The organism is uncultured Campylobacter sp. (assembly GCF_937959485.1).
In the GTDB taxonomy this organism is placed as follows: domain Bacteria; phylum Campylobacterota; class Campylobacteria; order Campylobacterales; family Campylobacteraceae; genus Campylobacter_B.
In genome coordinates this window covers 120882-145649 of the sequence record NZ_CALGPY010000006.1, presented here as the reverse complement: position 1 = coordinate 145649, position 24768 = coordinate 120882, and the positions used below count along the sequence as shown (strand labels likewise).

Annotated in this window: 27 protein-coding genes; 10 read left to right on the top strand and 17 right to left on the bottom strand. The window is 49.6% G+C overall.

Annotated features, from left to right (window positions below):
- Positions 1-532: 532 nt before the first annotated feature.
- From Q0380_RS05625 to Q0380_RS05545, 17 genes are all read right to left on the bottom strand, one after another.
- A complete protein-coding gene (locus Q0380_RS05625) occupies positions 533-1669 on the bottom strand; it encodes a PLP-dependent aspartate aminotransferase family protein (protein ID WP_298961195.1) in 1137 nt (378 codons plus the stop codon).
- A 25-nt stretch (positions 1670-1694) separates the two neighbouring features.
- Positions 1695-2429, bottom strand: coding sequence for an amino acid ABC transporter ATP-binding protein (locus tag Q0380_RS05620; protein WP_298063388.1), 735 nt, complete (start codon positions 2427-2429; stop codon positions 1695-1697).
- The gene (locus Q0380_RS05615; RefSeq protein ID WP_005871287.1) at positions 2429-3097 is read right to left on the bottom strand and encodes an amino acid ABC transporter permease; all 669 of its coding nucleotides are present in this window, start codon (positions 3095-3097) and stop codon (positions 2429-2431) included. Before Q0380_RS05615 ends, Q0380_RS05620 begins: the two co-directional genes overlap by 1 nt.
- Positions 3094-3843, bottom strand: a complete 750-nt coding sequence (locus Q0380_RS05610) for an amino acid ABC transporter substrate-binding protein (RefSeq protein ID WP_297905416.1) — start codon at positions 3841-3843, stop codon at positions 3094-3096. The genes Q0380_RS05615 and Q0380_RS05610 overlap by 4 nt, the downstream gene beginning before the upstream one ends.
- A gap of 93 nt (positions 3844-3936) precedes the next feature.
- On the bottom strand, positions 3937-4680 hold the full coding sequence (locus Q0380_RS05605) for an amino acid ABC transporter substrate-binding protein (protein WP_298961190.1): 744 nt from the start codon (positions 4678-4680) through the stop codon (positions 3937-3939).
- Positions 4681-5065: 385 nt separating this feature from the next.
- Positions 5066-6325 (bottom strand): glutamate-5-semialdehyde dehydrogenase, encoded by a 1260-nt coding sequence (locus tag Q0380_RS05600; protein WP_298961187.1) that lies wholly within the window; start codon positions 6323-6325, stop codon positions 5066-5068.
- 411 nt (positions 6326-6736) lie between these two features.
- Positions 6737-7858 carry a glutamate 5-kinase gene (gene proB, locus Q0380_RS05595; protein WP_298961184.1) on the bottom strand — a complete coding sequence of 374 codons (1122 nt, stop codon included), beginning with the start codon at positions 7856-7858 and terminating at the stop codon, positions 6737-6739.
- Positions 7859-8140: 282 nt separating this feature from the next.
- On the bottom strand, positions 8141-8812 hold the full coding sequence (locus Q0380_RS05590; RefSeq protein ID WP_298961447.1) for a NapC/NirT family cytochrome c: 672 nt from the start codon (positions 8810-8812) through the stop codon (positions 8141-8143).
- A complete protein-coding gene (locus Q0380_RS05585; protein ID WP_298961181.1) occupies positions 8809-9249 on the bottom strand; it encodes a cytochrome c3 family protein in 441 nt (146 codons plus the stop codon). The genes Q0380_RS05590 and Q0380_RS05585 overlap by 4 nt, the downstream gene beginning before the upstream one ends.
- A 245-nt stretch (positions 9250-9494) precedes the next feature.
- Complete coding sequence (locus tag Q0380_RS05580; RefSeq protein ID WP_298961178.1) at positions 9495-11045, bottom strand: flavocytochrome c; 1551 nt, start codon at positions 11043-11045, stop codon at positions 9495-9497.
- Positions 11046-11310: 265 nt separating this feature from the next.
- A complete protein-coding gene (locus Q0380_RS05575; protein ID WP_298961444.1) occupies positions 11311-12138 on the bottom strand; it encodes a radical SAM protein in 828 nt (275 codons plus the stop codon).
- On the bottom strand, positions 12138-12914 hold the full coding sequence (locus tag Q0380_RS05570; protein WP_298961175.1) for a 4Fe-4S binding protein: 777 nt from the start codon (positions 12912-12914) through the stop codon (positions 12138-12140). The genes Q0380_RS05575 and Q0380_RS05570 overlap by 1 nt, the downstream gene beginning before the upstream one ends.
- On the bottom strand, positions 12907-13764 hold the full coding sequence (locus tag Q0380_RS05565; RefSeq protein WP_298961173.1) for a substrate-binding domain-containing protein: 858 nt from the start codon (positions 13762-13764) through the stop codon (positions 12907-12909). Before Q0380_RS05565 ends, Q0380_RS05570 begins: the two co-directional genes overlap by 8 nt.
- Positions 13765-13836: 72 nt before the next feature.
- Positions 13837-14067, bottom strand: coding sequence for a 2-hydroxyacyl-CoA dehydratase family protein (locus tag Q0380_RS05560; protein ID WP_298961171.1), 231 nt, complete (start codon positions 14065-14067; stop codon positions 13837-13839).
- A gap of 16 nt (positions 14068-14083) precedes the next feature.
- The gene (locus tag Q0380_RS05555) at positions 14084-14638 is read right to left on the bottom strand and encodes an acyl-CoA dehydratase activase (protein ID WP_298961169.1); all 555 of its coding nucleotides are present in this window, start codon (positions 14636-14638) and stop codon (positions 14084-14086) included.
- A gap of 162 nt (positions 14639-14800) precedes the next feature.
- Positions 14801-15733 carry a DMT family transporter gene (locus Q0380_RS05550; protein ID WP_298961166.1) on the bottom strand — a complete coding sequence of 311 codons (933 nt, stop codon included), beginning with the start codon at positions 15731-15733 and terminating at the stop codon, positions 14801-14803.
- A 6-nt stretch (positions 15734-15739) separates the two neighbouring features.
- Complete coding sequence (locus Q0380_RS05545) at positions 15740-16642, bottom strand: DMT family transporter (protein ID WP_298961163.1); 903 nt, start codon at positions 16640-16642, stop codon at positions 15740-15742.
- Between the two features lie 656 nt (positions 16643-17298).
- Here Q0380_RS05545 and der point away from each other — a divergent pair.
- The 10 genes from der (at position 17299) to Q0380_RS05495 (ending at position 24443) form a co-directional block, all read left to right on the top strand.
- Entirely contained in the window at positions 17299-18684 is a 1386-nt protein-coding gene (gene der, locus Q0380_RS05540) for a ribosome biogenesis GTPase Der (RefSeq protein ID WP_298961161.1), read from the top strand.
- Positions 18671-19213, top strand: coding sequence for a shikimate kinase (locus tag Q0380_RS05535; protein ID WP_298961159.1), 543 nt, complete (start codon positions 18671-18673; stop codon positions 19211-19213). Before der ends, Q0380_RS05535 begins: the two co-directional genes overlap by 14 nt.
- Positions 19206-19643, top strand: a complete 438-nt coding sequence (locus Q0380_RS05530; RefSeq protein ID WP_298961158.1) for a hypothetical protein — start codon at positions 19206-19208, stop codon at positions 19641-19643. Before Q0380_RS05535 ends, Q0380_RS05530 begins: the two co-directional genes overlap by 8 nt.
- 10 nt (positions 19644-19653) lie before the next feature.
- Entirely contained in the window at positions 19654-20622 is a 969-nt protein-coding gene (gene trpS / locus Q0380_RS05525) for a tryptophan--tRNA ligase (protein ID WP_298961153.1), read from the top strand.
- A gap of 10 nt (positions 20623-20632) precedes the next feature.
- Complete coding sequence (locus tag Q0380_RS05520; RefSeq protein WP_298961151.1) at positions 20633-21130, top strand: DUF2628 domain-containing protein; 498 nt, start codon at positions 20633-20635, stop codon at positions 21128-21130.
- Between the two features lie 54 nt (positions 21131-21184).
- Positions 21185-21451 carry an ACT domain-containing protein gene (locus Q0380_RS05515; protein ID WP_004321567.1) on the top strand — a complete coding sequence of 89 codons (267 nt, stop codon included), beginning with the start codon at positions 21185-21187 and terminating at the stop codon, positions 21449-21451.
- Positions 21452-21460: 9 nt separating this feature from the next.
- Complete coding sequence (locus Q0380_RS05510; RefSeq protein ID WP_298961147.1) at positions 21461-22798, top strand: PFL family protein; 1338 nt, start codon at positions 21461-21463, stop codon at positions 22796-22798.
- 24 nt (positions 22799-22822) lie between these two features.
- Positions 22823-23236 carry a hypothetical protein gene (locus Q0380_RS05505; protein ID WP_298961144.1) on the top strand — a complete coding sequence of 138 codons (414 nt, stop codon included), beginning with the start codon at positions 22823-22825 and terminating at the stop codon, positions 23234-23236.
- 449 nt (positions 23237-23685) lie between these two features.
- Positions 23686-24132, top strand: coding sequence for a hypothetical protein (locus Q0380_RS05500; protein ID WP_298961142.1), 447 nt, complete (start codon positions 23686-23688; stop codon positions 24130-24132).
- A 149-nt stretch (positions 24133-24281) separates the two neighbouring features.
- On the top strand, positions 24282-24443 hold the full coding sequence (locus Q0380_RS05495; RefSeq protein ID WP_298961139.1) for a hypothetical protein: 162 nt from the start codon (positions 24282-24284) through the stop codon (positions 24441-24443).
- Positions 24444-24768: the final 325 nt, after the last annotated feature.

Genomic DNA, 24768 nt, shown 5'->3' with positions numbered 1-24768 from the left:
AATTTAATCGCGCTAAATTTAGACCGAGCAGCTGGCGTGGTGCGGCACAGATCGCCGCCGTCTTTAAATTTTTGATTAAATTTAAGCTCTCCGCTTGGCAATATCAAACGGCGGTTAGATAGATTTATCCGAATTAAATTTAAACGATGTGTTTTAGCAAGAGGTCTGGATAAATCTTGCCGTGCGTATAAATTAAAATTTCATTTCAACGCCGTAGTGACGAAATTTTTAAATTTAAATTTTACGCAAAGCTGCGCTTCATGAAATTTAACGAGTGAAAATTCATACAAAATTTAGCTCGCGAGAAAATGGACATAGGTTTTGCGAAAAGCGATTTTTGCAAGATGAGATGATAGATGGCGAGTCTTTTTAAACCCGCCCTGCGCGCCGGTCCGTAAAGACCGCGCCCTTATAGCCTCACGAGCGAAGCTATAAGGATTTTGGACGAAATTTTGGCATAAATTCTGCGCACCCGCGTAAATTTTTACAAGCCCGTATAAAATTCTACAAGCTTACGTAAATTTTGCGCCGCCTATTTTTTAGATTTTTCTAGCGCGGCGGTAAGGTCGGCTATGAGATCGTCAGCGTTTTCGATGCCTATGGCTAGGCGCAGCAAATTTTGACTGATGCCGATGCGCTCTTGCAGCTCGCGCGGATAGCTCTCGTGCGTCATCGACGCAGGATGGCAGATCAGGCTCTCTACGCCGCCCAGGCTCACGGCTAGATCAAATAGCTCAAGGCTGCGCGCAAAGGTTTTATAGTCGTATTGCGGCTTAAGCACTATCGAGATGACCGCTCCAATACCGCTAGCTTGGCGATTTTGTATCTCTTTTTCGTTAGCCGAATGCGAGCCTGCAAAATTTACCGCCTCTACCGCAGGATTGCCGCGTAAAAATTCTATTATCTTTAGCGTATTTTCGCTCTGACGGTCGAAGCGCACGCTTAGCGTTTTAAGCCCGCGTATGAGCGAATACGCGTCGGTAGGCGATAGCGTCGCGCCCAGAGTGTTTTTCATAAACTGAATTCTTGCGGCAAGCTCATCGTCGTTCGTCGTAACGATGCCGGCGATCAGATCGGCATGCCCGCCTATGTATTTGGTCGCGCTATAAACCACGACGTCTGCGCCGTGTTCTAGCGGGCGCTGATAATATGGGGTCAAAAAGGTATTATCCATAACCACAAGCGCGCCGTTTTTGTGCGCGAGCTCGCTGATGCGCTCAATATCGGTTACTCGCAAAAGCGGATTTGACGGAGTCTCGATGAAGACCATTTTGACGTCGCTCGGAATTTCGCTGATCGAATTCAGATCGTCCACCAAGTCGTAATTGACCCCTTGATTTTTAAAAATCCCGCTTACGTAGCGATAGGTGCCGCCGTAAACGTTGTTATTTAGCAGCACGCGATCGCCGCTTTTAAGCAGCGCAAACGCAGCGCTCGTAGCTGCCATACCCGAGGCTAGCGCGAAGGCGTATTTGCTACCTTCAAATTTTGCGAAAAGCTCTTCGAAGGCGTTGCGCGTAGGATTTGCGCCGCGCGAATAGGCGTATTTGCCGAAATCATCCAGGCTTTCTTGCACGAAGGTGCTGGCTAGATATATCGGCGGAATCACCGCGTTGTGAGGGTTGGACTTAGCCTCTATGCCCTTTACGATTAGGGTATCTATTTTCATCTTTTCTCCTTAAAATTTAATGGATTTAAAAGCTCATCGCTCCGATAAATTTAGCTATGCGCTCATCGCTGCTACCGAAGAATTCCTCTGCGTCGCCGTCGAATGCGATAACTCCGCCGTCTAAGAATAAAATTCTATCTGCGATCTTGCGCGCAAAGCCCATATTGTGCGTGACGATGATAAGCGAGCGATCCTCTGCGGCAAGCTCAGCGATAGTCTTTAGCACCTGTGCCTCAAGCTCGGGATCAAGCGCGCTCGTAGGCTCATCCAGCAGCAAAAACTCAGGCTGCATCGCAAGCGCCCGCGCGATCGCCACGCGCTGGCTCTGACCGCCGGAGAGGCGAGCCGGATACGCGCTTGCTTTATCCGCCATGCCGACTTTTTTTAGCAGCGCCATTGCATTTGCCTCGGCAAGCTCGCGTGGCTGCTTTAGCACGTGTACGGGCGCTTCGATGACGTTTTGCAAGACGTTGAGGTGCGGAAAGAGATTGAAGCTTTGAAAAACCATGCCCGTATGCGCGCGGAACGGATGATATTCACTTGTTTTATGCGGAGCGTCGAAATTTATCTTAAACTCGCCTAGCTGTAGCTCGCCGCCACTTGGAATTTCGAGCAGATTTATGCAGCGCAGCATCGTGGATTTGCCGGAGCCGGAGCTTCCTAAAATCACTGTCGTTTGCCCATCGCGAAATTCTAAGCTTAGCCCATTTAGCACGACGTGATCGCCGAAGCGCTTAGTTAAGTTCGTAAATTTTATCATCACACGAACCTTGAAAATCGTCGCTCTAGCTTGGATTGTAAGAACGTAAGAAGGGTGCAGACCGCTAGATAAAATAGCGCCGCCAGCACGTATAGCGTAAGCGGATCGAATGCCCGTGCGGCGATACGTTGAGCGACCATAAACATATCAACCATCGTAATCGAGGCTACGAGCGAGGTGTCTTTAAGCGTAGAGATAAATATATTTGATAGCGGCGGCAGCGATATGCGCGCTGCTTGCGGAGCGATGATGCGGCGCAGAATTTGAGCGTAGCTCATGCCTAAAGAGGTAGCCGCCTCCCATTGCCCCTTTGGCACTGATAGGATCGCAGCTCGCACCGCCTCTGAAGCGTAAGCGCCGATATTGAGGCTAAAGGTAATGATCGCAGCAGCCCAAACATCAAGTGTGATCCCAACGATTGGAAGCCCGAAATAGACGATAAAAAGCTGCACCAAAAGCGGAGTGCCGCGAAAAATCCAAATATAAATTTCGCTTAGCTGTTTTAAAATTTTAAAATTTGCGATGCGTGCGACCGCCGTCAGCACCGCAAGCACAAGCCCGAGCAGAAATGAGATTATCGTAAGCGGGATCGTAACTTGCAGCAGGGCTAGTGCCATCGGCTCTAGCGAGCTGCTAACAAGCTCTAGAATTCTGCTTGTTTCGTTCATTCACTCACATCTTTGCCGAAATATTTAAGCGAAATTTCTTTTAGCTTGCCTTCGGCTTTGAGTTCGTTTAAGGCTTTGCTGATTTGATCTGCGAGCTCTTTATTGCCCTTTTGAACTATTGCAGCGCTATAATCGACGTCTTTTAGCTTTGCAGCGATTTTAATCGGAGCGTCCGGGCGCTGCTTTAAAAAGTCGTAAAATACGGTATTGTCGCGCACGACGGTATCTACGCGGCGAGCGATCAGCAGCTCCATACTTTTGGCGAAACTATCGACGGTTACGTTTTGCGCGCCGTATTTTTTAGCGACTTGCGCCCAGTTGCTGGTAGCGGAGTCCGCATTTTTCTTGCCTTTTAAATCCTCGAAGCTTTTAATGTCGTTGTTATCTTTATGCACGATGATAGCTCCGTAAACGACGGTGTAGGGCACAGAATACTCATATTTTTTCTTGCGCTCATCAGTAATGCTTACTTGATTAAACACAGCGTCTGCCTTGCCTGCATCAAATGCTGCAAGCATCGCATCCCAAGGCGCGGTTAGAAATTCTATTTTTAGACCAAGCTTTTCGGCGACTGCGCGCGCGACATCTACGTCGTATCCTACGAGCTCATTTTTGTCGTTATAATACGAAAATGGCGAAAAGGTGCCTTCCGTAGCCACTTTAAGCGTACCTTCGCGTAGTGTTTTAGAGTTTGCGCCGCATATTAAAAGCGCGCACGCAAGCAAAGTTTTTATTAAATTTTTCATAATTCCTCCAAAATTTTATGAGCGAAATTTAAAATGCAAAATTCCGCTCAGCTAAGTTTAAAATTCCACGCTTCAACTAAGCGGTCGTAGAATTTATTCCGTAATGTCTTTGCCAAAATATTTAAGTGAAATTTCTTTCAGCACGCCTTTTTGCTTTAGCGATTTTAGCGCGGAATTTATCTGCGCCGTCAGCTCGTCGTCCTTTTTAAGCAGCACGGCGGAATAGATCGGCTCATTGCCTTGAGCTGCGATCTTTAGCGGGGCGTTCGGGCGCTGCTTCATATAGTCAAAAAATGTGATATTGTCGTTGATCGTAGCGTCTGCGCGGCGAGCTATGATAAGCTCCACACCCTTGCTAAATCCGTCTGCTGTGACGATCTCAGCGCCATAGTTGCGCGCCATGTCAGCCCAGTTACTGGTAGCGGAGTGGACGCTTTTTTTGCCTTTAAGATCCGCAAAACTCTTAATCCCTTCATTGTCAGCTCGCACTACTAGCGCAGCATAAGCCACAGTATAAGGCTCGCTGAAATTATATTTTTTCTTGCGTTCCTGCGTTATACTTACTTGATTCATCGCTATGTCCGCTTTGCCTGCATCAAATGCTGCAAACATCGCATCCCACGGCGCGGTTAAAAATTCCGCCTTTAGCCCTAGCTCTTTTGCCAGCGCGCGAGCGATATCGACATCAAAGCCGGTAAGATTATTTTTCTCGTCATAGAAAGAATACGGCGAGTAAGTCCCCTCCGTGGCTATTACGAGCGTGCCCTCTTTGAGCGTCTTAGCGCCTAAGGTGGCGGTGATCAGCGCTGTTGCGAGCAGGGCTTTAAATATTTTCATTACATCTCCTTGAAATTTAGCTATCGCTCGCGCTGCGAGCAGATGCGCGATTATATCGTGCGGAATATATAATTTTTATTAAAAATTCTAAATTTTAGTAAGACGTGATACAAAATTTCGCCTGCATGACAAAACTTTAGCTCATATATTTTTAAAATTTTGACAGAGGTGATTTATAAAATTTCAAGTTTATTAGGTAAAAGTATCGCAGACCAAATTCAGCCTGCGATACTAAATAGTATTCGCAAGTATTTTGAGGCGATTTTTTGAGTTAGAAGCTAAAATTTTGCGCAAGCTAGACTTCTGCTTGCAGTTGCGAGCGCAAGAGAAGCAAAATTTCTCTCAAAAGCGCTCGCTAGGCAAGCCTTTTGAAAAAGACAAGCCGCTAGCGAATTTGCCCGCCTCCGCGGACGACGTATTTATAGGTCGTAAGCTCCCTCACCCCCATCGGCCCTCTGGCATGCAGCTTTTGCGTGCTGATGCCGATCTCGCCGCCAAAACCGAACTCGCTGCCGTCGCTAAAGCGCGTCGAGGCGTTGGCATAGACGACCGCGCTGCCGACTTCGTTTAAAAACCGCTCGACGTTTGCGTAATCCTCGCTTAAAATCGCGTCCGAATGCCCGCTGGAATGCGCGTTTATAAAGCCGATCGCCTCGTTCGTATCCCGCACCGCGCGCACGGCTAGCACGAGATCCAAAAACTCGGCACCAAAGTCGCTCTCGCCTGCAAGTTTGACGTTTTTAGCGCCTCGCAGCTCCGACTCGCACGCATTAAAAAGCTCCGAACTCACGCGAAACTCGACCTCTGGCATTTCGCGCACAAGCTCAGGCAAAATTTCGCCCGCCACGCGCTCATGCAAAAGCACGCACTCAACGGCGTTACAGACGCTTGGACGCTGGGTTTTGGCGTTTTTGATTATCTTTGCCGCTTCGCTCAAATTTGCGCTCTCATCGACAAAGATGTGGCAAACTCCCTCACCCGTCATGATGATCGGTACGGTCGCGTTTTGCGCGATAAAATCTTTTAAATTTTTGCCGCCGCGCGGTATCAAAACGTCGATATACTCACTCATTTTCGCCATTTGCGCCACTACTTCGCGATCTGCGCTCTCCACGAGCTGCACTGCGCCCGTCGGCAAACCGAATTTCGCCCCCGCCTCGTTAAATAAATTTACTAAAAAGATGTTTGAGTTTAGCGCACTAGCACTGCCTCGCAGGATCGCTGCATTGCCGCTTTTTAGCGCCAGAGCCGCCGCGTCGATGCTGACGTTTGGACGGCTCTCATAGATGATACCAAGCACCCCCAGCGGCACGCGCACGCGGCTGATTTGCATGCCGTTTGGATGGCTCCAGCCGCCTAGATTCTCGCCCACGACTTCGGCGAAGCCCGCCACATCGCGCACGCCCTGCGCCATAGCCTCGGTGCGGGCGTCGGTTAGCCTTAGGCGGTCCAGCAACGCCGCACTCAAGCCCGATTTCTCGCCGTTTGCAAGGTCTTTGGCGTTTGCCGCTTTTATCGCGTCCTTTTGCGCGAGCAGCTCATCCGCCACGGCGTTTAAAATTTCAAATTTAGCCTTGCTACCAAGTCTCAAAAGCTCGCCGTAAGCGGCCTTTGCGCGCTTACAGATATCTAAAATTTCGTTCATTTTCGCTCCTTAATCTATAAATCAAATCGCATGCTGCGTATAAAAATGCCGCGAGCGTCGCTTCTATCGCGTCTAAAATTCCAGTGCGTCTTATTTTTATCCGCGCACGACGGCTTAAATTTAGCGCGCTTTGGGCCATTTTATTTCGGATTTTCTTGCGTCAAAATTTCGCTTACTCGCCAGGCATTACGCCCAACCTTCTCATTTCAATTCGCGCATAGCGCTTTTACGTAATCCGCCGGCTCATATCCGCGCAGTTCAAAAACGTCTAGCTCGCCGTTTTTATCGGCGTCCGGTTCGTCAAATTTTGCCGTCCACGCCGCGCCCGCCAAGAGTAGTGCAAAAAAATATAATCTTTTTCATCTACGCCTTCCGTTTGAAATTTTAAACGCACAGAACACGGCTAAAATTTCATTGCAGTGCGATATTATCCGCGTGGATCGCGTCATCGTCGCTTTTGTAGCCTAAAGCATGCTCTATCTCATCGCTTTTTGCGCCCGCTATGCGCTCAAACTCGCCGCTTGAATAGTTGCTAATACCGTGCGCCAGCAGCTTGCCGTCGGTCGCGTAGACGTTTACGATCTCGCCGCGCTCAAACTCGCCGCGCACCTCGGCAATCCCGACCGCAAGCAGGCTTTTGCCCGATTTTATCGCCTCTGCCGCACCCGCGTCGATAATCACCGCGCCTTTGCTAATCGCGCCGTATGCGAGCCAGTATTTACGCGAGCTAAGCCGCGCTGCGCCCGCGCTAAAGAGGGTACCGACCTCGTCGCCCGCCGCTATTTTAAGCAAAATTCCGTCCGTACGCCCGTTTGCGATGATCAGGCTAGTGCCGATCTGATTTGCCATTTGCGCCGCCGCGATCTTGGTCGCCATGCCGCCCGTGCCGAATTTACTGCCCTCGCCGCCTGCCATTTTGACGACGTGCTCGTCGATTTTTTCGATAAAGCTTAAAAGTTTTGCGTCCGCGTGCTCGCTCGGATTTTTGTCGTACAGCCCGTCGATATCGCTTAAAATCACGAGCAGATCAGCATCGATTAGCCCCGCTACTAGCGCACTTAGCGTGTCGTTGTCGCCCACTTTAAGTTCATCTGCTACGACGGGATCGTTTTCGTTTATGATCGGCACGATGCCGCGCGAGAGTAGCTCCGCGCAGACGTTTCGCACGCTAAGATAGCGCACCCTGTCGCTAAAATCGCCTCGGCTTAACAGCAGCTGCGCGATAATGCGGTCATGCGCCCAAAATAGCCGCTCGTAAAGATGCATCAGTGCGACCTGTCCGACCGCCGCTAGAGCCTGCTTGCGGCTTAAAATTTTAGGTCTTTGCGCGATACCGAGCAGCCCCATACCCGCGCCCACGGCGCCCGAGCTTACCAAAGCCACGCAAAAGCCCGCATCTTTTAGCTTGCAAATTTGCGCGACTAGACTTTTGATGAGCCGCTCATTTAGCGAACCGTCCGCATTGGTAAGCGTTGAGGTACCGATTTTTACGACGATACGTTTTGTGCCGCCCAGAAGCTCTTTTCTACCCATTTTCCGCTCCGAAATTTTTGAAAATTATATCGAAAACGGCTTATTTTAAATTTTATGTTTTGAGCTGAGTAGATGCGAGCTTTTGGTTTAAATTTATTCCCGAGTAATTCTAATAAAGCGTAGAGATAGTCCGTCTACGAAGATCGTAACGGGAGATAAACTCCCGTTATCGCGCGAAATTTTACTGATTTAAAATTTACCGGATCCTTGCTAAAGCGCGGCGTTGAGACTTAGTTGCATCTCCACGTCGTCGCTAACGAGCAAAATTTTCTTCATTTTAGCCTACTTTTTGGTGGCATTGCCTTCTTTATCTTCAGTCTTCACCTCTTTCAGCCCCACATAATCCTCCCCGAAATATGCCTTCTTTATCTCTTCTTTTTTGATTGCGGCTTTCTTTTCGTAGATTTTGTATTCAGGCTTCCAGTAGTTTAGCATGTTGTTTAGTCCGCTGTGGCCTACCTCGGCATGACAGCTAGCGCAGGTTAGTTGCTTATCCGTATTTAGCAAGCTTTGATAGTGAGCGTGCATCTTTTGAGCTTGCGAGCTCGTTAGCTTATTATCCACCAAATTCGTATGGCAGCTAACGCAACCGTTATCAAATACGAAGTGCTCTCTTTTCTCTCTATTTTTATGCCAGTCTATAGCCTCCGGATCTTTAAAGAAATGAACGTATCCCTCCATTAGTCCGTTTTTAGCTTTAGTTAAAACGTATTTGGCTAGATTGTCGTGAGGTATGTGGCAGTCCACGCATTTAGCCCTTACTCCGCTTTTGCCTTTGCCGCTGTGAACGTCGTTACTATAAGCTATAACCATAGGATCCATCTCGTGGCACACTACGCAAAACTTCTCTCCGCTAGTTTCTTCTAGGGCGTAATGCACGGGAAGTACCACCAAAAACCCTATAATGCCGCTTACTAATATAATAAGCGCTAGTACTTTCTTTGAAATTTTCATGGCGTTACCCCCATCCATTGCGGAACTTCGTGTTCGTGGCACTCCGTGCACATATTGGTTGATTTTTTATGCTCGTTGTGGCACTCGTCGCAGTATAGCGTAGGGCCGTCGTGAACCGAGTTGTGGGGATTTGCTTTTAGCAGATCCATGTATTCTAGTCTTTTAGCTATCTTTTTCTTGTCGCCGTGACAGGATATACAGCCTTTATCGCCTATGGATTTAAATTTACTAGCGTCGTTTTCTTGTCCTTCGTGACAATCAAGACAGGTGAAGCTTAGCTTTTCGTGGTGAGGCTTTAAAGGGTGTTTGGCTCGCAGCTCGTCGGTGACGTTAAGATCTACTAAAGACGTTATCTTTGCGCTTGGTGCACCTGCGCTAAATGCAAAAGAGCATAATAACATAGATGCGCACAAGGCGAGAAACGCTTTGTGTTTCATGCGAATTCCTTTCGGATGTCAAATTTACAAATTTAACTGCAAATTCGGCTTTAAATTTAAAAAGATCGCAGGCTGAATTCTCGAATTTAGTCTTAAATTTGACCTGCGATACGAAATAAGATTTGCGAGTATTTCGAGGCGATTTTTTGGGTTGCGCGGCTAAAATTTTGCGCAGGCTAGACAAAATAGTCTGCCAAGCAAAATTTTAGCAAGCTCCGCAAAAAGCGTCCGAAAGACGCCGCAAATTAGCCTATATTCTCACCCGCTATCATACCAAACGTTAAGCAGTCAGCTATCGCCACGCTACCTAAGCGGCTAGCTCCGTGTACGCCGCCTGTGATCTCGCCTGCGGCAAATAATCTTGGGATAGGCATCTCTGTTTGTAAAGAGATGACCTGAGCTTTGGTATTGATATCGATACCGCCCATGGTGTGGTGAAGTTTTGGCGTACCGCGCATAGCGTAGAAAGGTGGTTTAGAGATATCTACGCCGTTTGTAGTGGTTTTATCCATCGGTTTGCCAAAGTCTTCGTCTTTACCTGATTTAACGAAGCTATTATATTTCTCGACGGTCTTTTTTAGCTCTGCAGCAGGGATTTTATAAGCTGCAGCTAGCTCGTCTAGAGTTTCAAATTTCTTTAGTACGCCTGATTCTAGCGGTTTAGTGTAGTGCTCAGGTATGACCATATTTTTTACGCCCTCAGAGTCGCAGAAGTTGATAGGATAGATATCTGCTTTTGCGTCGATTACTTTAAACATAGCTTGAGAGCGGGTGCGGCGGTCCGCTAGCTCGTTCATATAGCGTTTGCCTGTTCTTGGATCGACCGAGATACCGTAGCGGAAGCTTCCGTTTACGTTAAACATAGAGCCAACGCCAAAGCCTTTTTCATCAGGGCATGCCCATGGACCAAACTGTATCCAGCTTAGCTGCACTGGAGTTGCGCCGATTCTAAATGCCTCTTTCATAGCGCCTGCAGTAGCTCCTGGGTGGTTAGTGCTATCTGTGGTAGGTAGGATAGATGGATCTTGGACTTGTCTAAAGAATACGTCGCGGCAAAATCCGCCCGCAGCTAGTACTACGCCTTTTTTAGCTTTTATAGTCTTTTTAGTTCCGGTAGTGTTTTCGGCGTCGTCTTTTTGGCTCTTTGAGTCGAATTTATAATCCTCTCTGATGATCACGCCGTCTACGCCGCCGTCTTCGCCGAGTACAAACTCGTCAAATTTAGCTCTTTGTCTTAGCTCGCAGCCTTGTAGGTTTTTAAAGTATTCTACCATCGGCTGAACGATACCTGAGCCCGAGCCGTTAGCGGTTTGAAGCGATCTAGGTACGCTGTGTCCGCCTGCGTGAGTAACTTTATCTATGTATTTAGCGCCGCATTTTAGAGTTAGTTTATATGCGTCTTGAGCGCGAGTAGCGATGGTGTCGATGAGATCTACGTGGTTTAGGCCGCGGCCGGCTTTTAGGCAGTCTTTGATAAATAGCTCGTTGCTATCTTTGATGCCTTCTGCTTTTTGTTTGTCGCTGTTTGGAACGGCAAAAATTCCGCCGTTAATTACGGAGTTACCGCCGACGCGTCCCATTTTTTCTAGGATTAGGACTTTGTTGCCCTTTTCGGCTGCGGTGATACCGGCTGCTAGTCCTGCAAAACCGGAACCAACGATGACTACGTCCCACTCTTCGTCAAATTTGACGTCTTTAGCGTTAACCGCAGCATTTGCGTTTACGGAGCCGAGCGCTAAAGCTCCCGCGCCAACTAGGCTCATTTTGAGCAGATCACGTCTTGAAACGTTTTCCATGATGTCTCCTTTATTTTACCGTTATACGGTTTTTTTGATGCCTAATTTTGGAGTTATTGTACCAAAAGTTAAATAAAAGCAAAATAATATTATTTAAAAATTGTTTTTAAATTTTAAAAAAGTGCCGCCACCAAAAAAGTTTCTTTTTGGCTGCTTGCTAGTTCTAAATTTAGACAAATTCTAAATTTAAATCTCTTCATAAAATTTTACGTTCGCTATGAGAGTGTATTCTGCGCCGGATAAAAGACCCGCTAAAAGCAGGTCTTTATTTCTCGCAAAGCTTGCCGCACGCGTCGGCGCGGCATCTGCTGCAGTAAGTCATTTGATGAATGGAGCCGCCGATGAGCTTTCGCATGCTGCGAATTTCTTCGTTTGAGGGCGATTTGATATTTGCAAAAGGGGTGCCCTGCACGGGGATCATCGCCATACAGTTCATGATATCGGCCTGCCACTCTTTGGCCTTTTTCGCGATTTGCGGGACGTGATCCATATTTACGCCAGGGATTACGACCGTATTGATCTTTACGATCATGCGGGCTTCTTTTAGCTTGCGGATCCCCTCCTCTTGGCACGCCTGAAGAATTCTAGCGCCCTCTTCGCCGCTGTAAATTCTATTTCCGTGGCGTACCCACGCATAAATTTTGCCGCCCACTTCGGGCGTTACGGCATTAACGGTCACCGTCACGTGGCTCACGCCGATGCGCACGATATCATCCACGTGCTCGGGCAGGGATAGGCCGTTTGTGGATAGGCAAAGCAGGGCGTGAGGGAAGCGGGCTTTGCATTTTTCAAAGGTAGCTAGGGTCTTGTCGGCATCGCACATAGGATCCCCGGGTCCTGCGATACCGATGACCGAGATATCCTGTCTAAATTTAAATAGATTTTCCACGTATAGCGCGGCTTCGTCCGGGCTCTGCACCCTCTCTGTTACGCCGGGGCGATTTTCGTTTGCGCAGTCGTAGATGCGGTTGCAAAAATTGCATTGGATATTGCAATGCGGCGCTACGGGAAGGTGCACGCGCCCGTAGGCGGCGGACGCTTTTTTGCTAAAGCAGGGGTGGTTGTCGAAGGAGGGTTTGGCGAAAAAATTCATCAATCTTTTTTCCTTCCGAATTTGATGGCGTCCGCGTGGCAAACATCCATACAATCGCCGCAGTTCGTGCAGTTCATCTCGTCGGGCCTAGTGCCCATTTCGCATTTGCGCAAACAGGCGTTGCAGTTATCGCAGGCGTCCGTTTTATAAACGCGAAATACTGAAATTTTACGCAGCAGCTCCATTATGCCGCCGCTAGGACAGGCGAAGCGGCACCATAAATTTGCGACGATCAATGATGCGGCGATAAGAGCTACGACGACGGCGGTGCGAACCGCCCAGTACCAGTCGGAAAATTTAAAAGACATGATAACGGCGTTGAGATACTCGTCGCTGGTACGGATAGGGATCATAACGCGAGGGTTGCCGTAGATAAAATATACGCCCGCGCTAAGCAAAACGGCTAGAACCATGCCTATTTGCGCATATCGTAGCTTCCTGTTATTTTTTAGCTTAAGCTTAAAAGCGGCAAATTTGCCGAGCATTTGATTTACGAATCCGCCCGGGCAAAGCCAGCCGCAAAACGCGCGCCCGAGGAAAATAACCAGCACGGGTATAAATAGCCAAAAGCCAAAAAAGACGGTCGCAATCCGCCCCCAGCACGTGACGATCGGACAGGATTGGCAGTTTACGAAAGGCACGATAAAAGGGCATCTAAAAATCCCGTAATACGCCCATTGCCCGATCGCGCCGATAAAAGTCAGCTGCACCAAGCGACGAATTTTAGTTAGCCTAGAGACTTTTTTCATCTTTGCCATATTTACTATACTAAACATCTTTTACACCGAACCTTTCTATGAGTTCAAGCCCGCGCGCCGAATGGATGGAGGTAAAGCCGTGCCGCTCGAAAATTTCCTGCCCGTCCGAGCAGACGAAGTCCGTAAAGTCATCGGCAAGCTTCTCGTCTTTTACGTATTTCATGATATTTAGCGTAAAGGTAAGCGGCCCGGGCGGAATGAGTTTCTCGTCGATAGGCATATATTCGATTTTGTCTTTAAACCTATCGTGCGTCGTTAGGCGCTTTTCGATTATGGACGCATCGCCCTTGCCGTCTACGAGATCACACATCATGGTAATAACGCACGCTCCGTTGGAGATCATATTTTTCATAACGGGCCCTGTGAGACCGGAATTTTTCAAAATTCCCTTTACCGGTCCGCTACCCGGAGGCGAAGCCCTTAGCGGCAGCATCACCCGCACGCCGGGCTCTGCCAAATCCTTTAGATCGCGAACGCCCGCAGGATTGCCCTTTGGCACTACTAAAACATAGTCGGTAAAACATAGCGGTCTAAAGCGGAGGCTAAGGCCAGCCTTACGCAGTTTTTGAGACAGCTCCAAAACGCGGGCGCCGAAAACCTCCGTCTTGCCCTGCAAGGCCAGTAGCGACTTTCCGAGCGCACCCGCAAAGGCGCCGGTGTACTGGATATTATGTCCCGTTCTTGACTCATAAACGGCGTTTAGCTCGTTAAATGCTTCGGACAGTCCTCCGCACGACCAAACCTGCAGGGAACCTGGCTTAAACGGCTTGAAGCCAGCGAGCATCGCTTCAGGTCCGGCGATGGCGGCTGCCGCTAGAGCTCCTTTTAAAAAGCCGCGACGAGATTCGTCTATCTCCTTAAATTTCATGCAACCTCTCCTTTCTTTGGTTTGTTTTTAAATTTAGAAAATTCTTAATTTTAAAATTTCAAATAAGACCTGCTAAAGCAGCTCTATAAAGGCTTCCAGCCGCGTGCGTATCTGCCCGACATTCTGTTTTGAATAATCGGTCTCTAGCGACATATAGTTCGCTCCCGCTTCGCGGCTCGCCTCTTTGATCTTGTTTGTCAGGGTTGCGTAGGTGTGGCAGTCCACGACGTCGACGACGCCGTGGGCTTGATATTCGCGTACAAAACCCTTGATAACCTCTGAGTGCGCGTCGTTTTGATACATCACCGAACATGGAATTTTAAGGTAGCGCTCGGCGATATTTGCGACCGGATCGCCCTTTGTTTGCGCTTAGCGAGGACGGTCTCAGCAAAAACCGCGCATGGGAGCTTAGCTTAATCGCGGGATTTTTGCGGGCGGTTTTGTAAATTTCGCTCAGCTCGAGCCCGAGGCGGTTAGCGCTGATCTCTAGAAATTTGCCTGTACCCGCCGAGCATTTGTCGTTCATTATAAAATCCTCGGGCTTGCCGCCTTCGATTTTGATCGCTTTGGTGTCCTGCCCGCCCACGTCGATGACGGTGCAATCGGGCTCGAATAAAAAATGCGCCCCAAGCCCGTGGCATAAAATTTCGCTCATGCTAAGATCTGCGTAATCCACGCTCACGCGCCCGTAGCCCGTAGCGGTGACGAAGCCCTCGCCGTAGCCTTTTTGCTCTAAAATTTCTTTTATCTGCCGCGCTACCTTGACCGCGCTAAATCCGCTGGGTAGCAAAAACAGATCGCAAAATGAGCCGCCCTCGTCCATAACCGCGACCTTTGAAGAGGTCGAGCCGATGTCGATACCGATAAAATGCATAAAATTTAAATCCGTCGAAAAATATTTCTACGCCGTAGAACTTTGGTTTGAATGTTAGTCTTTTTAAGCTTTTAGACTGCTGAAATTTAGCGCCTGCAGGCGGCGCGGATTAAATTTAGCCCCTCGGCGCGTTTGAATTAGTTTTTAAATTTAGATTTAAATTTAGCGCTCGCGGGCGATTAGAATTCCGCTTAAAATCACTACCGCAATGCCCGCTAGCACGATAGGACCGGGTAGATGATCGCCTAGCATAATGCCTAGTGCCATGCTAAATAGGATGTCGCTGTAGCTGATCGCGGCGACGATACCCGCTTTGCGCGAAGCGGCGTAAGCGCGCGTCATGTAAATTTGAAAATAGATACCGCTGACGCCCAGAAGCGCCACGAGCACCCAGCCAAAAAGGCTTGGCGGGTTGAAATAAGCAAGCTTCGCTAAATCCGCCCCGCTGAAAAGCCCTAAAATTTTAGCCTCGCTACCTTCAAGCACCCAGCCCGTTATCATCATCGTAGCACTTAGAAAGGTGGCTGACGAGACAAAAACCAGCACGATGAGGTTGGTGGCGTAGTGTTTGCGGAGCTCGCGCACGCTCGTGTATGCAAGCCCTGCGCACATGCCGCCGAAGATTCCCACCGCGTCGGTTACGCTGATGCCGATGTGCGGGCGCACGACGAGTAAAATTCCGCCAAAGCCCAGCAGTATCGCAAACCATGCCTTGGAACTTAGCTTTTCGCCTAAGAAAAACGCCGAAAATAGCGCGGTGAAAATGGGCGCCGTCTTTTGGAAGGTAAAAGCGGTGCCAAGATCGATGTGAGCGATATTGTAGAAGGTCGCTAAGATGCCGCAGCTGCCAATAAAGCCGCGAAATGCAAGTAGCCACGGCTTGCCGCCGGGGCCCAGATTTTTTACCCGCCGTAGCGAAAACAGCACGATGCCGATGCCTACGACGTTGCGGAAAAACACGATCTCGGCGCTGCTCATCCGCTCCGCCATGACCTTGGCTAGCGCGCCGTTTAGCGCGAAATAAAAGCTCGCTACGAGCATATAATAAACGCCCAGATGTTTCAGCCAAAACGCGGAGTAGAATTTTTGTTTCATCGCGCGCTACTTTCGGTTCGCCACAAGTGTGCCCGCGACGATGATGAGTGCCATGCCCGAAAGTGCCATGAAACCGGGCATGGTGTCGCCTAGCAGCAGCCCAAATAGCGTCGAAAAGATGATGTCTGCGTAGCTGATCGTAGCTACTATGCCCGCTTTGCGCGTCGCGGCGTAGGCCTTGGTGACGTAGGTTTGATAAAATAGCCCTAGCAGCCCCAAAAGCACGGCAAAGAGCCAACCCTGCGCGTTTGGAATTTTAAATTTGCAAAGTATAAAGTTAAGCGCCGGCGCGTCTATAAATTCCGCCGCGATCATAAGCGCTGCGGGCATCAGCGTGCCGGCAAGAAGCGCCGAGAGGATGATCGTATCGGAGCTATAGTATTTGCGCAGCCCGCGTACGGAGGTAAGCGCCATTGCGGCGAATAATCCGCTTAAAATTCCAAAAACATCGCTCGGCTGCAAGCCAAACTGCGGCTGAATTACCAAAACGATCCCCGCAAATCCGAGACAGACCGAGAACCAGCCCATCGCGCCGAATTTTTCGCCGAGGGTAAAATACGCGATGATCGCCGTCCAAATGGGCGCCGTTTTTTGAAAGGTAAATGCCTCGCCGAGGCTGATGTTTGCGACGTTGTAAAAAAACACCATTAGCCCCAAAATCCCGATAATGCCGCGAAACGCAAGCGTAAAAGGATGACCGCCTTTGTTTGCGAAGCGCGCCGCGCGGGGACGAGCCTTGATTTTATAAAGCAGGATCAGAAGCCCTGGTAGATTGCGAAAGAGCACGACCTCAAGCGATGAAATTTGCGCACCCAAAATCTTGGCGAAAACGCCCGTAAGAGAGTTGTAAAAGCACGCCATCAGCATATAATACACGCTTAGATGGTGCAGCAAGAAGTTGTATTTCATCGCGACCCTTTAAATTTGCGGAATTATACACGCATAATGATTAAATTTTAATATCCCGCTGTTTTTAATCTCACCCTCGCCGCACCGTTGCTTCTAATTCTCGCTGCGTCATCACTTTTAATCTTGTCGCGCCGCCTGCTTTTGTGCGCTTGGCGTGACGGCTCGGTTTTGCATGTTTGGGTGCGACGGCTCGTTTTTTGCACATCGACAATTGCATTTGCGTTTCTCGCTCACAGGCGCTAGTTCGCGCTTGGATATTGGGTGCTGCTTTTGTGATTTTTACCGACCCTCTGCTCTGCGCGCCGCCGCTTGCATGTGCAAAGCAGTAAAATTTGCGCAGCTGCGGGCTTTTATGCTTTCGCGCGGTTGTGCCCGTTTTTGTGCTTTGACCGCTAGCTTTCGCGCTCAGGCTTCGGTTTTAAAAATTTATAAAATTTGCGTGCAGCCCCCCCCGCTCCGCATCGTCTGCGGCGACGGATCGCAAGCCTTGAGGCCTTTTATTCAAGCGGCGTTTTGCTAGTGCCACGATAAAATTTCGCTAAATTTAGCGCCTAAATTTCATAAAATTTTGCCGCCCGACTTTCGCTAGCGAGCGCGTAGAATTTGGCTTTAATCTATTTTTGGTTATAATCGCGCCAAAAACTACAAGGACGAACGTGAAAAGTTTGATCATCATCGGGCGCCCCAACGTCGGCAAGTCGAGCCTTTTTAACCGCTTAGCGGGCGCTCGCATCGCCATCACCAGCGACGTTGCGGGTACGACGCGCGATACCAATAGGGCTGAAGCCGAAATTTTCGATCGCCGCGTTCGCGTGATCGATTCGGGCGGTCTGGACGACACCTCCGAGATGTTTGCGCGCGTGCAAGCTAAGACGCTAAGTGAGGCAAAGAGCGCGGATTTGATAATCTTTATGACGGACGGCAAGCTGCTTCCGAGCGATGATGAGCGGCGGATATTTTTCTCGCTGCAAAGGCTCGGTAAGCCCATCGCCCTAGTGGTCAATAAGATCGACGGCAAGCGCGACGAGGAGCGCAGCTGGGAGTTTAACGAATTCGGCGTTAAATTTTTCCCGATCTCCGTCTCACACAACAGCGGCATCGACGAGCTGAAAGAGTGGATCTACGGCTTCTTGGACCCTGCGCCTGCGCGGCAGGACGAGGATGAAATTTTTGATGATTTTATAGAAGGCTTTAACGACGAGGGCGAGCCGAAAGAGGGGCACGACGAGGAATTTTACGCTAATAAAACTATCGGCGTGGGTATCATCGGGCGGGTAAACGTCGGTAAATCAAGCCTTCTAAACGCGCTTGTGGGCTCGCAGCGCTCGGTCGTGAGCGATTATGCGGGCACGACGATCGATCCGGTGAACGAAAGCACGGAATTTGAGGGGCGCACGCTAGAGTTTATCGACACGGCAGGTATTCGCCGCCGCGGTAAGATCGAAGGCATCGAGCGCTTCGCGTTAAACCGCACCGAAAAAATCCTGCAAAACTCTGACATCGCGCTTTTGGTACTTGACGCAAGCGAGCCGCTAAACGAGCTGGACGAGCGCATAGCGGGGCTTGCGGCTAAATTTGAACTAGGTCTAATCATAATTTTAAACAAATGGGATCTTTGCGAGCGCGATTACGACGAGTTTTGCCGCGATTTGAGAGATAGGTTTAAATTTCTTTCATACGCGCCGATCATTAGCGTCAGCGCGACGGACAGGAAGCGGATCCATAAAATTTACCCGCTCATTTTGGAGGTTTATTCAAATTTTACGCGCAAGCTCGGCACCGCAAAGATCAATGAAGCGGTAGAAGCCGCGATAAAGGCGCATCCGATACCTCGCGAGCGGGGCAAATCGGTTAAAATTTACTACGCCGCGCAGATCGGTTTTGCGCCGCCGAAGATCGCTCTTGTGATGAACCGCCCCGGTGCGCTGCATTTTAGTTACAAGCGCTATTTGATGAACAGGCTGCGCGCAAGCTTTGCTCTTTCGGGAAGTCCGCTAGTGCTGCTGCCGCGCAAAAAAGGGGAGAGCGATGAAGAGCGGTAATATCGTGCTCATCGGCTTTATGGGGGTCGGTAAGGGCACGGTAGCACGGGCGCTGGCTGCGCAAAGCGGGATGTTTGCGCTTGATTGCGACGATATGATCGAAAGCTACGCCAATAAAAAGATCAGGCAAATTTTTAAAGAGCAGGGTGAGCAGAGCTTTAGAAAGATGGAAGAGGGCCTTGCAAAATTTTTAGAAAAGTCCGTTCGCTGCGCCGTGATCTCCACGGGCGGTGGCTTTTACGCCGTGAAAAATTTAAACAAAATCGGCACCGTCGTGTATCTGAAATCAAGTTTTGAAGGGATTATTGATCGCTTAAAAAACAGCGAGAACGCGGAGAAAAAATTTGCCAAGCGCCCGCTGTTAGCGGATCTGCAAAAGGCCGCGGCGCTGCACGCCCAAAGAGACGGGGCGTATGAAAAAAAGGCCGACATAGTAATTGATGTCGAAAATAAAAGCGTAAAAAAGATTGTAAAAGAAATTTGCTCCGCCTGCGACGGGCTAAATTTAAAAGGAAAAAAAGATGTCTAAACAAAAGTGCCCAGACGGCGGCAAAAATTCCAAGCTGCACGGCAAAGAGGGCAAAGGCGATAAGCTTGAAAAGAAAGAGGCGCTAAAGCAAAAGCTGCGCGAGCTCATAGAGGGCTTGGAGCACGAGCAAATTCCAAAGCGGGTGATCGCGTGGCACTTCGATCTTTACGAGCCTTACGCGCTTGAGCTGGCGGGATCGAGCAGTTATGACGCGGACGACGACGACTGGGCGTGCGAGGATGAGGATGAGTTTTATCCGCAAAGCTCGCGCTTGCAGCTTGATTTTTTAAGCGAACTTTCGTGGCGGCAGGTTTTAAAAATGCTCGTGCAGGCTTTGCGCGAGCTGCGAGAGCAGATGCCAGATGCAAAAATTTTTAAGAGCAAGCACGTTGCCGCGGGCTTCGTAGACGGCGATCTGATTTTGATTTAAAGGAGCAACGATGAGAATTTTAACGGGTCTTCAGCCCAGCGGCAAGCTGCATTTGGGCAACTACTTCGCGAGCATCAAGCAGATGGTGGATGCGCAAAACGCGGGAGAGCAGATGTTTATGTTTATCGCAAACTACCATGCGCTCACGTCCGTAAGCGACGGCGCAAAGCTTAAAAGCTCAACCTACGAGGCCGCCGCGGCGTTTTTGTCTCTCGGGATCGATCCGAAGAAGACGGTATTTTGGGTGCAAAGCGACGTGAAAGAGGTGCTGGAGCTTTACTGGATTTTAAGCGGATATACGCCGATGGGGCTACTCGAGCGAGCGCACGCATACAAAGACAAGATCGCCAAGGGCTTTGAGAGCAAGCACGATCTGTTCAGCTACCCCGTGCTGATGGCGGCGGACATCCTGCTATACAGCGCAGAGGTCGTGCCCGTGGGCAAGGATCAGATCCAGCACGTCGAGATCGCTCGCGACATCGCGCTTAAATTTAACAACGCCCACGGCGAAATTTTAACTATTCCGCAAGCGCGCGTAAATGATGAAGTGGCGATCGTGCCGGGCACAGACGGTGCTAAGATGAGCAAGAGCTACGGCAATACGATCGATATTTTTGCAGATGCCGCGACGCTAAAGAAGCAAATTTCAAGTATCGTAACGACCTCTGAGCCGCTGCAGGCGCCTAAGCAGTGGCGCGGATGCAATGTCTATAATATCGCGAAGCTGTTTTTAAACGAGGCGGAGCAGACGGAGCTGCAGGCTCGCTACGAGCGCGGAGGCGAGGGACACGGGCATTTTAAGGCGTATCTAAACGAGCTCGTGCAGGGCTATTTCAAAGACGCGCGAGATAAATTTGAATACTATCAAAGTCACCGCGAAATTTTAGACGAGATGCTAAGACAGGGCGCGCAAAGGGCGGCTGCGACGGCTGCTTCATTGATGCAAAAAGTCCGCGCCGCCGTGGGGATTTATCGCTAAGGAGAGTGAGATGACGGATTACGCTAGAGAAATTTTATCTGACGGCAAGTTGCTTCGACAGAAGCTGGAAATTTTCTTGCAGACCCCTAGTAAGGTTGAAATTTACGCACGCGCCTGCGAGAAATTTTTCGCCGCGGGCAAGCAGCGCGAACTAACTTACGTAAGCACGTGGAGTTGGTGGGCCTTTTTCGGTACGCTGTTCTTTTTTCTGTACCGCAAGGAGTATAAAATTGCCGCAGCCCTATTTGCCGTTGTGGTAATTTCTTGCTTTATTCCGTTTTTGGATGAATATGATAGAAGTATAGGAATGGCGATTAGCGTCAGTAGCGGGACTATGGCAAAATATTACGTTTGCGATAGTTTTGTTTCATTGCTGGATAAACAGGACGACGAAGTCCTAAGAAAGGGCGGTGGCGTGAATAGATGGGCGATATGGCTCGCGGTAATATTTTACGCTTTGGTCGCAATCGTGTTCGCGCTGATAATTTCAAACGGCGGCAAAGCTTAACCGTTTTAAAAGGCTTCCACGCTCAAAAGCACTAAATTTTAAAAAGGAGTAAGAATGAAAGCGATCGTAACGGTGATCGGCAAGGACAAAGTTGGCATTGTGGCGGGCGTTTCGGCTAAGCTCGCGCAGCTTGGGCTAAACATAGACGACATCAGCCAGACGGTTTTGGACGAGTTTTTTACGATGATGGCGGTGGTTTCCAGCGAGGAAAAGCAGGACTTCACGGCTCTAAAGGGGGAGCTAAACGAGCTAGGCGAAAAGCTAAAAGTAAAGATCAACATCCAAAGCTCGGCGATTTTCGACGCCATGCACAACATCTAAGGCGCGCAAATGGACATAAAAAACGTAACCGAAACGATCGCGATGATCGAGGAGCAAAATTTCGACATCCGCACGATCACGATGGGCATCAGCCTGCTTGACTGCATCGATCCTGATATTGACAAGGCGGCGGAGAAAATTTACGCCAAGATCACCGACAAGGCGCGCGATCTGGTAAAGGTCGGCAATGAAATTTCAGCAGAGCTTGGCATCCCGATCGTAAACAAACGCGTCTGCGTAACGCCTATCGCCATTATCGGCGCTGCGACGAATGCCGCAGACTACGTCCCACTTGCTAGAGCGATGGACGAGGCGGCACAAAAGGTCGGTATCGACTTTATCGGCGGCTTTTCGGCGCTAGTGCAAAAGGGCTACGCAAAGGGCGATAAAATTTTAATCGACTCCATCCCCGCCGCGCTTGCCGCGACGCAAAAGGTCTGCTCGTCGGTAAATATCGGCTCGACCAAAACGGGCATAAATATGAGCGCGGTCGCCGACATGGGGCGCGTGATCAAAGAGACGGCGCGGCTTTCTAATTTAGGCGCCGCCAAACTCGTCGTATTTGCCAACGCCGTCGAGGATAATCCCTTTATGGCGGGCGCATTTCACGGCGTGGGCGAGGCCGAAGTCGTCATAAACGTGGGCGTTAGCGGCCCGGGCGTCGTAAAACGCGCGCTTGAGAAGGTACGAGGAGCGAGCTTTGACGTGGTCGCCGAGACCGTAAAAAAGACGGCGTTTAAGATCACGCGCATCGGACAGCTCGTAGGCCAAATGGCATCCGAGCGCCTGGGCGTGAAATTTGGCATCGTCGATCTCTCGCTAGCCCCAACCCCGGCGGTGGGCGATTCGGTCGCACGCGTGCTTGAGGAGATGGGCTTAGAGCGCGTCGGCACGCACGGCACGACGGCCGCGCTTGCGCTACTAAACGACGCGGTCAAAAAGGGCGGAGTAATGGCGTGCAACCAAGTAGGCGGGCTTAGCGGCGCGTTTATCCCCGTCTCCGAAGACGAAGGCATGATAGCCGCAGTGCGCGCAGGCTCGTTAAATTTAGAAAAGCTCGAAGCGATGACTGCGATCTGCTCTGTGGGGCTCGATATGATCGCGATCCCGCAGGATACGCCCGAGCAGACGATCGCCGCGATCATAGCCGACGAGGCCGCGATCGGCGTGATAAATCAAAAAACGACCGCCGTGCGCATAATCCCAAAAGGCAAAGAGGGCGACACGCTGGAATTTGGCGGGCTTCTGGGCAGCGCGCCCGTGATGAGCGTAAATAAAAACTCATCGGCCAACTTCATCGCCCGCGGCGGCCAGATACCCGCGCCTATCCATAGTTTTAAAAACTAAATTTAACCGGCTTAAGGAGGAAAAATGAGGGCGTTTGCGTTATTTGCGGCAGCTTTGCTTTTTAGCGGCTGCTCCATAATCTCGGCATTTTATAGCAAGGAGAAAAAATTCGAGCTGGCGGGCTTGGGGCAAGACGGGGTCTATAGGACCTCGGACGGCAGCGCAGACACGCTAATAAAAATAATGTCCGCCCGCACAAAAGAGGGCGAGCCGTATCGTATAATCCAAACGCTGGAAATTCCTAAAAATTCTACCCAGACGGATTTTGATAGTAACGATAAAGAGGTATTCAAAATAGACTGCTCAAAGAATTATTGCGAGCCTAAATACGACGAGGAGCCGAAAAGAATTGCCATTTCTTGGCCTGCGCCGAATGGAGGCGGCGTTTTTGACGGCGTCATATATCTAAAAAATTTACGGCTCGTAAAGGCGTATTAAATTTGCGGATTTAAAAGCGCACAAATTTATAAAATTTAACGAGTAAAATTCTAAGTCGCCGCGATGGAATTTTTTGAGCTTTAAATTTTGCGCTACGGGCGTGGAATTTCGAGTTAGTTTCGGCTTAAAATTTCGTTTTGAAATTTCGGCGTGAAATTTTACGGCGCGTTGTCTCTACGACGAGCTAAATTTTAAAATTTCGTCGTAAGATGCGGAGTTAAAATTTCATCGCTGCTCACGGCGGACAGCGGAGGGTCTTTTGAAATTTTAAATTTAAAGCGGCTTTCATTGAAATTTTAAAATTTAAAAGTAATCTACTTCGTTATCATTGCTCGTCCGCTTAAGAAGCGAGCGGGATTCTACTTCGGTGCGGATTTAAACACGGCGCGCAAAAACGGGTGCAGCATCGAAATTTTAAAAGATGAGCGAAAATATGGGGCGGAAATAAAATGCAAAAAATGGCTTGGAAATTTGGCGAGCTTGAAAAAGTCGCGACGGACGAGGGCTTTATTTGGTATGCGGAGCTAAAAAGCGAAAGCTCTAGCGAGGTACCGTTTTGTCTTGTATCTGCAGATATGGCGGATGTGGACGATGCGGGGTCTTACTCGCGCAGCGACGCCTGGGACATCGATCGGTACGTAAAAGACGCTCTTGTCTTCCTGCGAGACGAGCTTAGACGCGAGTATCGTTTGAGCGAGGATGAGCTTAGGCTGCTTGACGCGCCCGTTTGCGATCTGCCGTTTGAGCTGCCGCAATGCACGTTTTACGCACGCGATACGCAGTGGCTGCTGGGGTCCGGCGCGCTTGATATTTGCGAGCCTTTCGGCATCGGGGTGATTTTCGAGGGCGAAAGACCGCTGCGAGTGGAAAATTTAGAGTTTTGCGGAGAGTATTAACAGCGGATAAAATTTCAAATTTAGAGGCGATTTTAAAATTTACGCAGCGCGCAAATCGGCGCGTTATGGCGCACTCCTGCGGATAAATTTAATCGCGGCTCGTTGCCGTTTTGAAATTTTGCGGCGCACTGCAGCGACTAAGATACGCTTTGACAAGGCGGCGTCTAAATTTCATTTCCTGCGCCGTGTCGCGCAAATACTTCGTTCGTGCCCTCAAAGCGAGCGTTTATGACGGCGGCGCGAATGTAGGCGTAGGCAGGCTTGGAATTCTACGAAAAATTTTGAAAGTATCCGCGCACAACGGCGCGTAAAAAGAACGCGAAAATTCGGCGTCTGGGCGCATATCCGCTCATAGCCGCTACGGATTGAACGAGCGAAGCGACAGAATTTAAACGCAGGGCGCGCGGAAAAAAATCGAAGATAGCTGCGGAGAGATGCAAAAAAGTGAAAAAAAGCGTAAAGGCGCGCGGTGGTATAGAGTGGGGTAGTGCGACTGCCGCAAATCGGGCTCGCAAATTGCGGATTGAAAGTAAGTTGAAACAAAAGCTCGGTGCGCAAATTTGCAAATAAGGAAGTCGGCGAGAGCAAAAAGTTCGGCGCGTAGATTTACGGATCGCGCGTCCGGCGCGGCAGGGG

Coding starts and splice junctions, on each gene's coding strand:
- Q0380_RS05590 (WP_298961447.1), bottom strand. CDS start 8,812: ATGAAAATTTCAAAGAAAGTACTAGCGCTTATTATATTAGTAAGCGGC.
- Q0380_RS05555 (WP_298961169.1), bottom strand. CDS start 14,638: ATGCATTTTATCGGTATCGACATCGGCTCGACCTCTTCAAAGGTCGCG.
- Q0380_RS05585 (WP_298961181.1), bottom strand. CDS start 9,249: ATGAAACACAAAGCGTTTCTCGCCTTGTGCGCATCTATGTTATTATGC.
- Q0380_RS05570 (WP_298961175.1), bottom strand. CDS start 12,914: ATGTTTAGTATAGTAAATATGGCAAAGATGAAAAAAGTCTCTAGGCTA.
- Q0380_RS05500 (WP_298961142.1), top strand. CDS start 23,686: ATGCAAAAAATGGCTTGGAAATTTGGCGAGCTTGAAAAAGTCGCGACG.
- Q0380_RS05615 (WP_005871287.1), bottom strand. CDS start 3,097: ATGAACGAAACAAGCAGAATTCTAGAGCTTGTTAGCAGCTCGCTAGAG.
- trpS (WP_298961153.1), top strand. CDS start 19,654: ATGAGAATTTTAACGGGTCTTCAGCCCAGCGGCAAGCTGCATTTGGGC.
- Q0380_RS05620 (WP_298063388.1), bottom strand. CDS start 2,429: ATGATAAAATTTACGAACTTAACTAAGCGCTTCGGCGATCACGTCGTG.
- Q0380_RS05515 (WP_004321567.1), top strand. CDS start 21,185: ATGAAAGCGATCGTAACGGTGATCGGCAAGGACAAAGTTGGCATTGTG.
- Q0380_RS05580 (WP_298961178.1), bottom strand. CDS start 11,045: ATGGAAAACGTTTCAAGACGTGATCTGCTCAAAATGAGCCTAGTTGGC.
- Q0380_RS05600 (WP_298961187.1), bottom strand. CDS start 6,325: ATGAACGAAATTTTAGATATCTGTAAGCGCGCAAAGGCCGCTTACGGC.
- Q0380_RS05530 (WP_298961158.1), top strand. CDS start 19,206: ATGTCTAAACAAAAGTGCCCAGACGGCGGCAAAAATTCCAAGCTGCAC.
- Q0380_RS05520 (WP_298961151.1), top strand. CDS start 20,633: ATGACGGATTACGCTAGAGAAATTTTATCTGACGGCAAGTTGCTTCGA.
- Q0380_RS05550 (WP_298961166.1), bottom strand. CDS start 15,733: ATGAAACAAAAATTCTACTCCGCGTTTTGGCTGAAACATCTGGGCGTT.
- Q0380_RS05535 (WP_298961159.1), top strand. CDS start 18,671: ATGAAGAGCGGTAATATCGTGCTCATCGGCTTTATGGGGGTCGGTAAG.
- Q0380_RS05605 (WP_298961190.1), bottom strand. CDS start 4,680: ATGAAAATATTTAAAGCCCTGCTCGCAACAGCGCTGATCACCGCCACC.
- Q0380_RS05610 (WP_297905416.1), bottom strand. CDS start 3,843: ATGAAAAATTTAATAAAAACTTTGCTTGCGTGCGCGCTTTTAATATGC.
- proB (WP_298961184.1), bottom strand. CDS start 7,858: ATGGGTAGAAAAGAGCTTCTGGGCGGCACAAAACGTATCGTCGTAAAA.
- Q0380_RS05575 (WP_298961444.1), bottom strand. CDS start 12,138: ATGAATTTTTTCGCCAAACCCTCCTTCGACAACCACCCCTGCTTTAGC.
- Q0380_RS05545 (WP_298961163.1), bottom strand. CDS start 16,642: ATGAAATACAACTTCTTGCTGCACCATCTAAGCGTGTATTATATGCTG.
- Q0380_RS05505 (WP_298961144.1), top strand. CDS start 22,823: ATGAGGGCGTTTGCGTTATTTGCGGCAGCTTTGCTTTTTAGCGGCTGC.
- Q0380_RS05625 (WP_298961195.1), bottom strand. CDS start 1,669: ATGAAAATAGATACCCTAATCGTAAAGGGCATAGAGGCTAAGTCCAAC.
- Q0380_RS05565 (WP_298961173.1), bottom strand. CDS start 13,764: ATGAAATTTAAGGAGATAGACGAATCTCGTCGCGGCTTTTTAAAAGGA.
- Q0380_RS05510 (WP_298961147.1), top strand. CDS start 21,461: ATGGACATAAAAAACGTAACCGAAACGATCGCGATGATCGAGGAGCAA.
- Q0380_RS05560 (WP_298961171.1), bottom strand. CDS start 14,067: ATGTATCAAAACGACGCGCACTCAGAGGTTATCAAGGGTTTTGTACGC.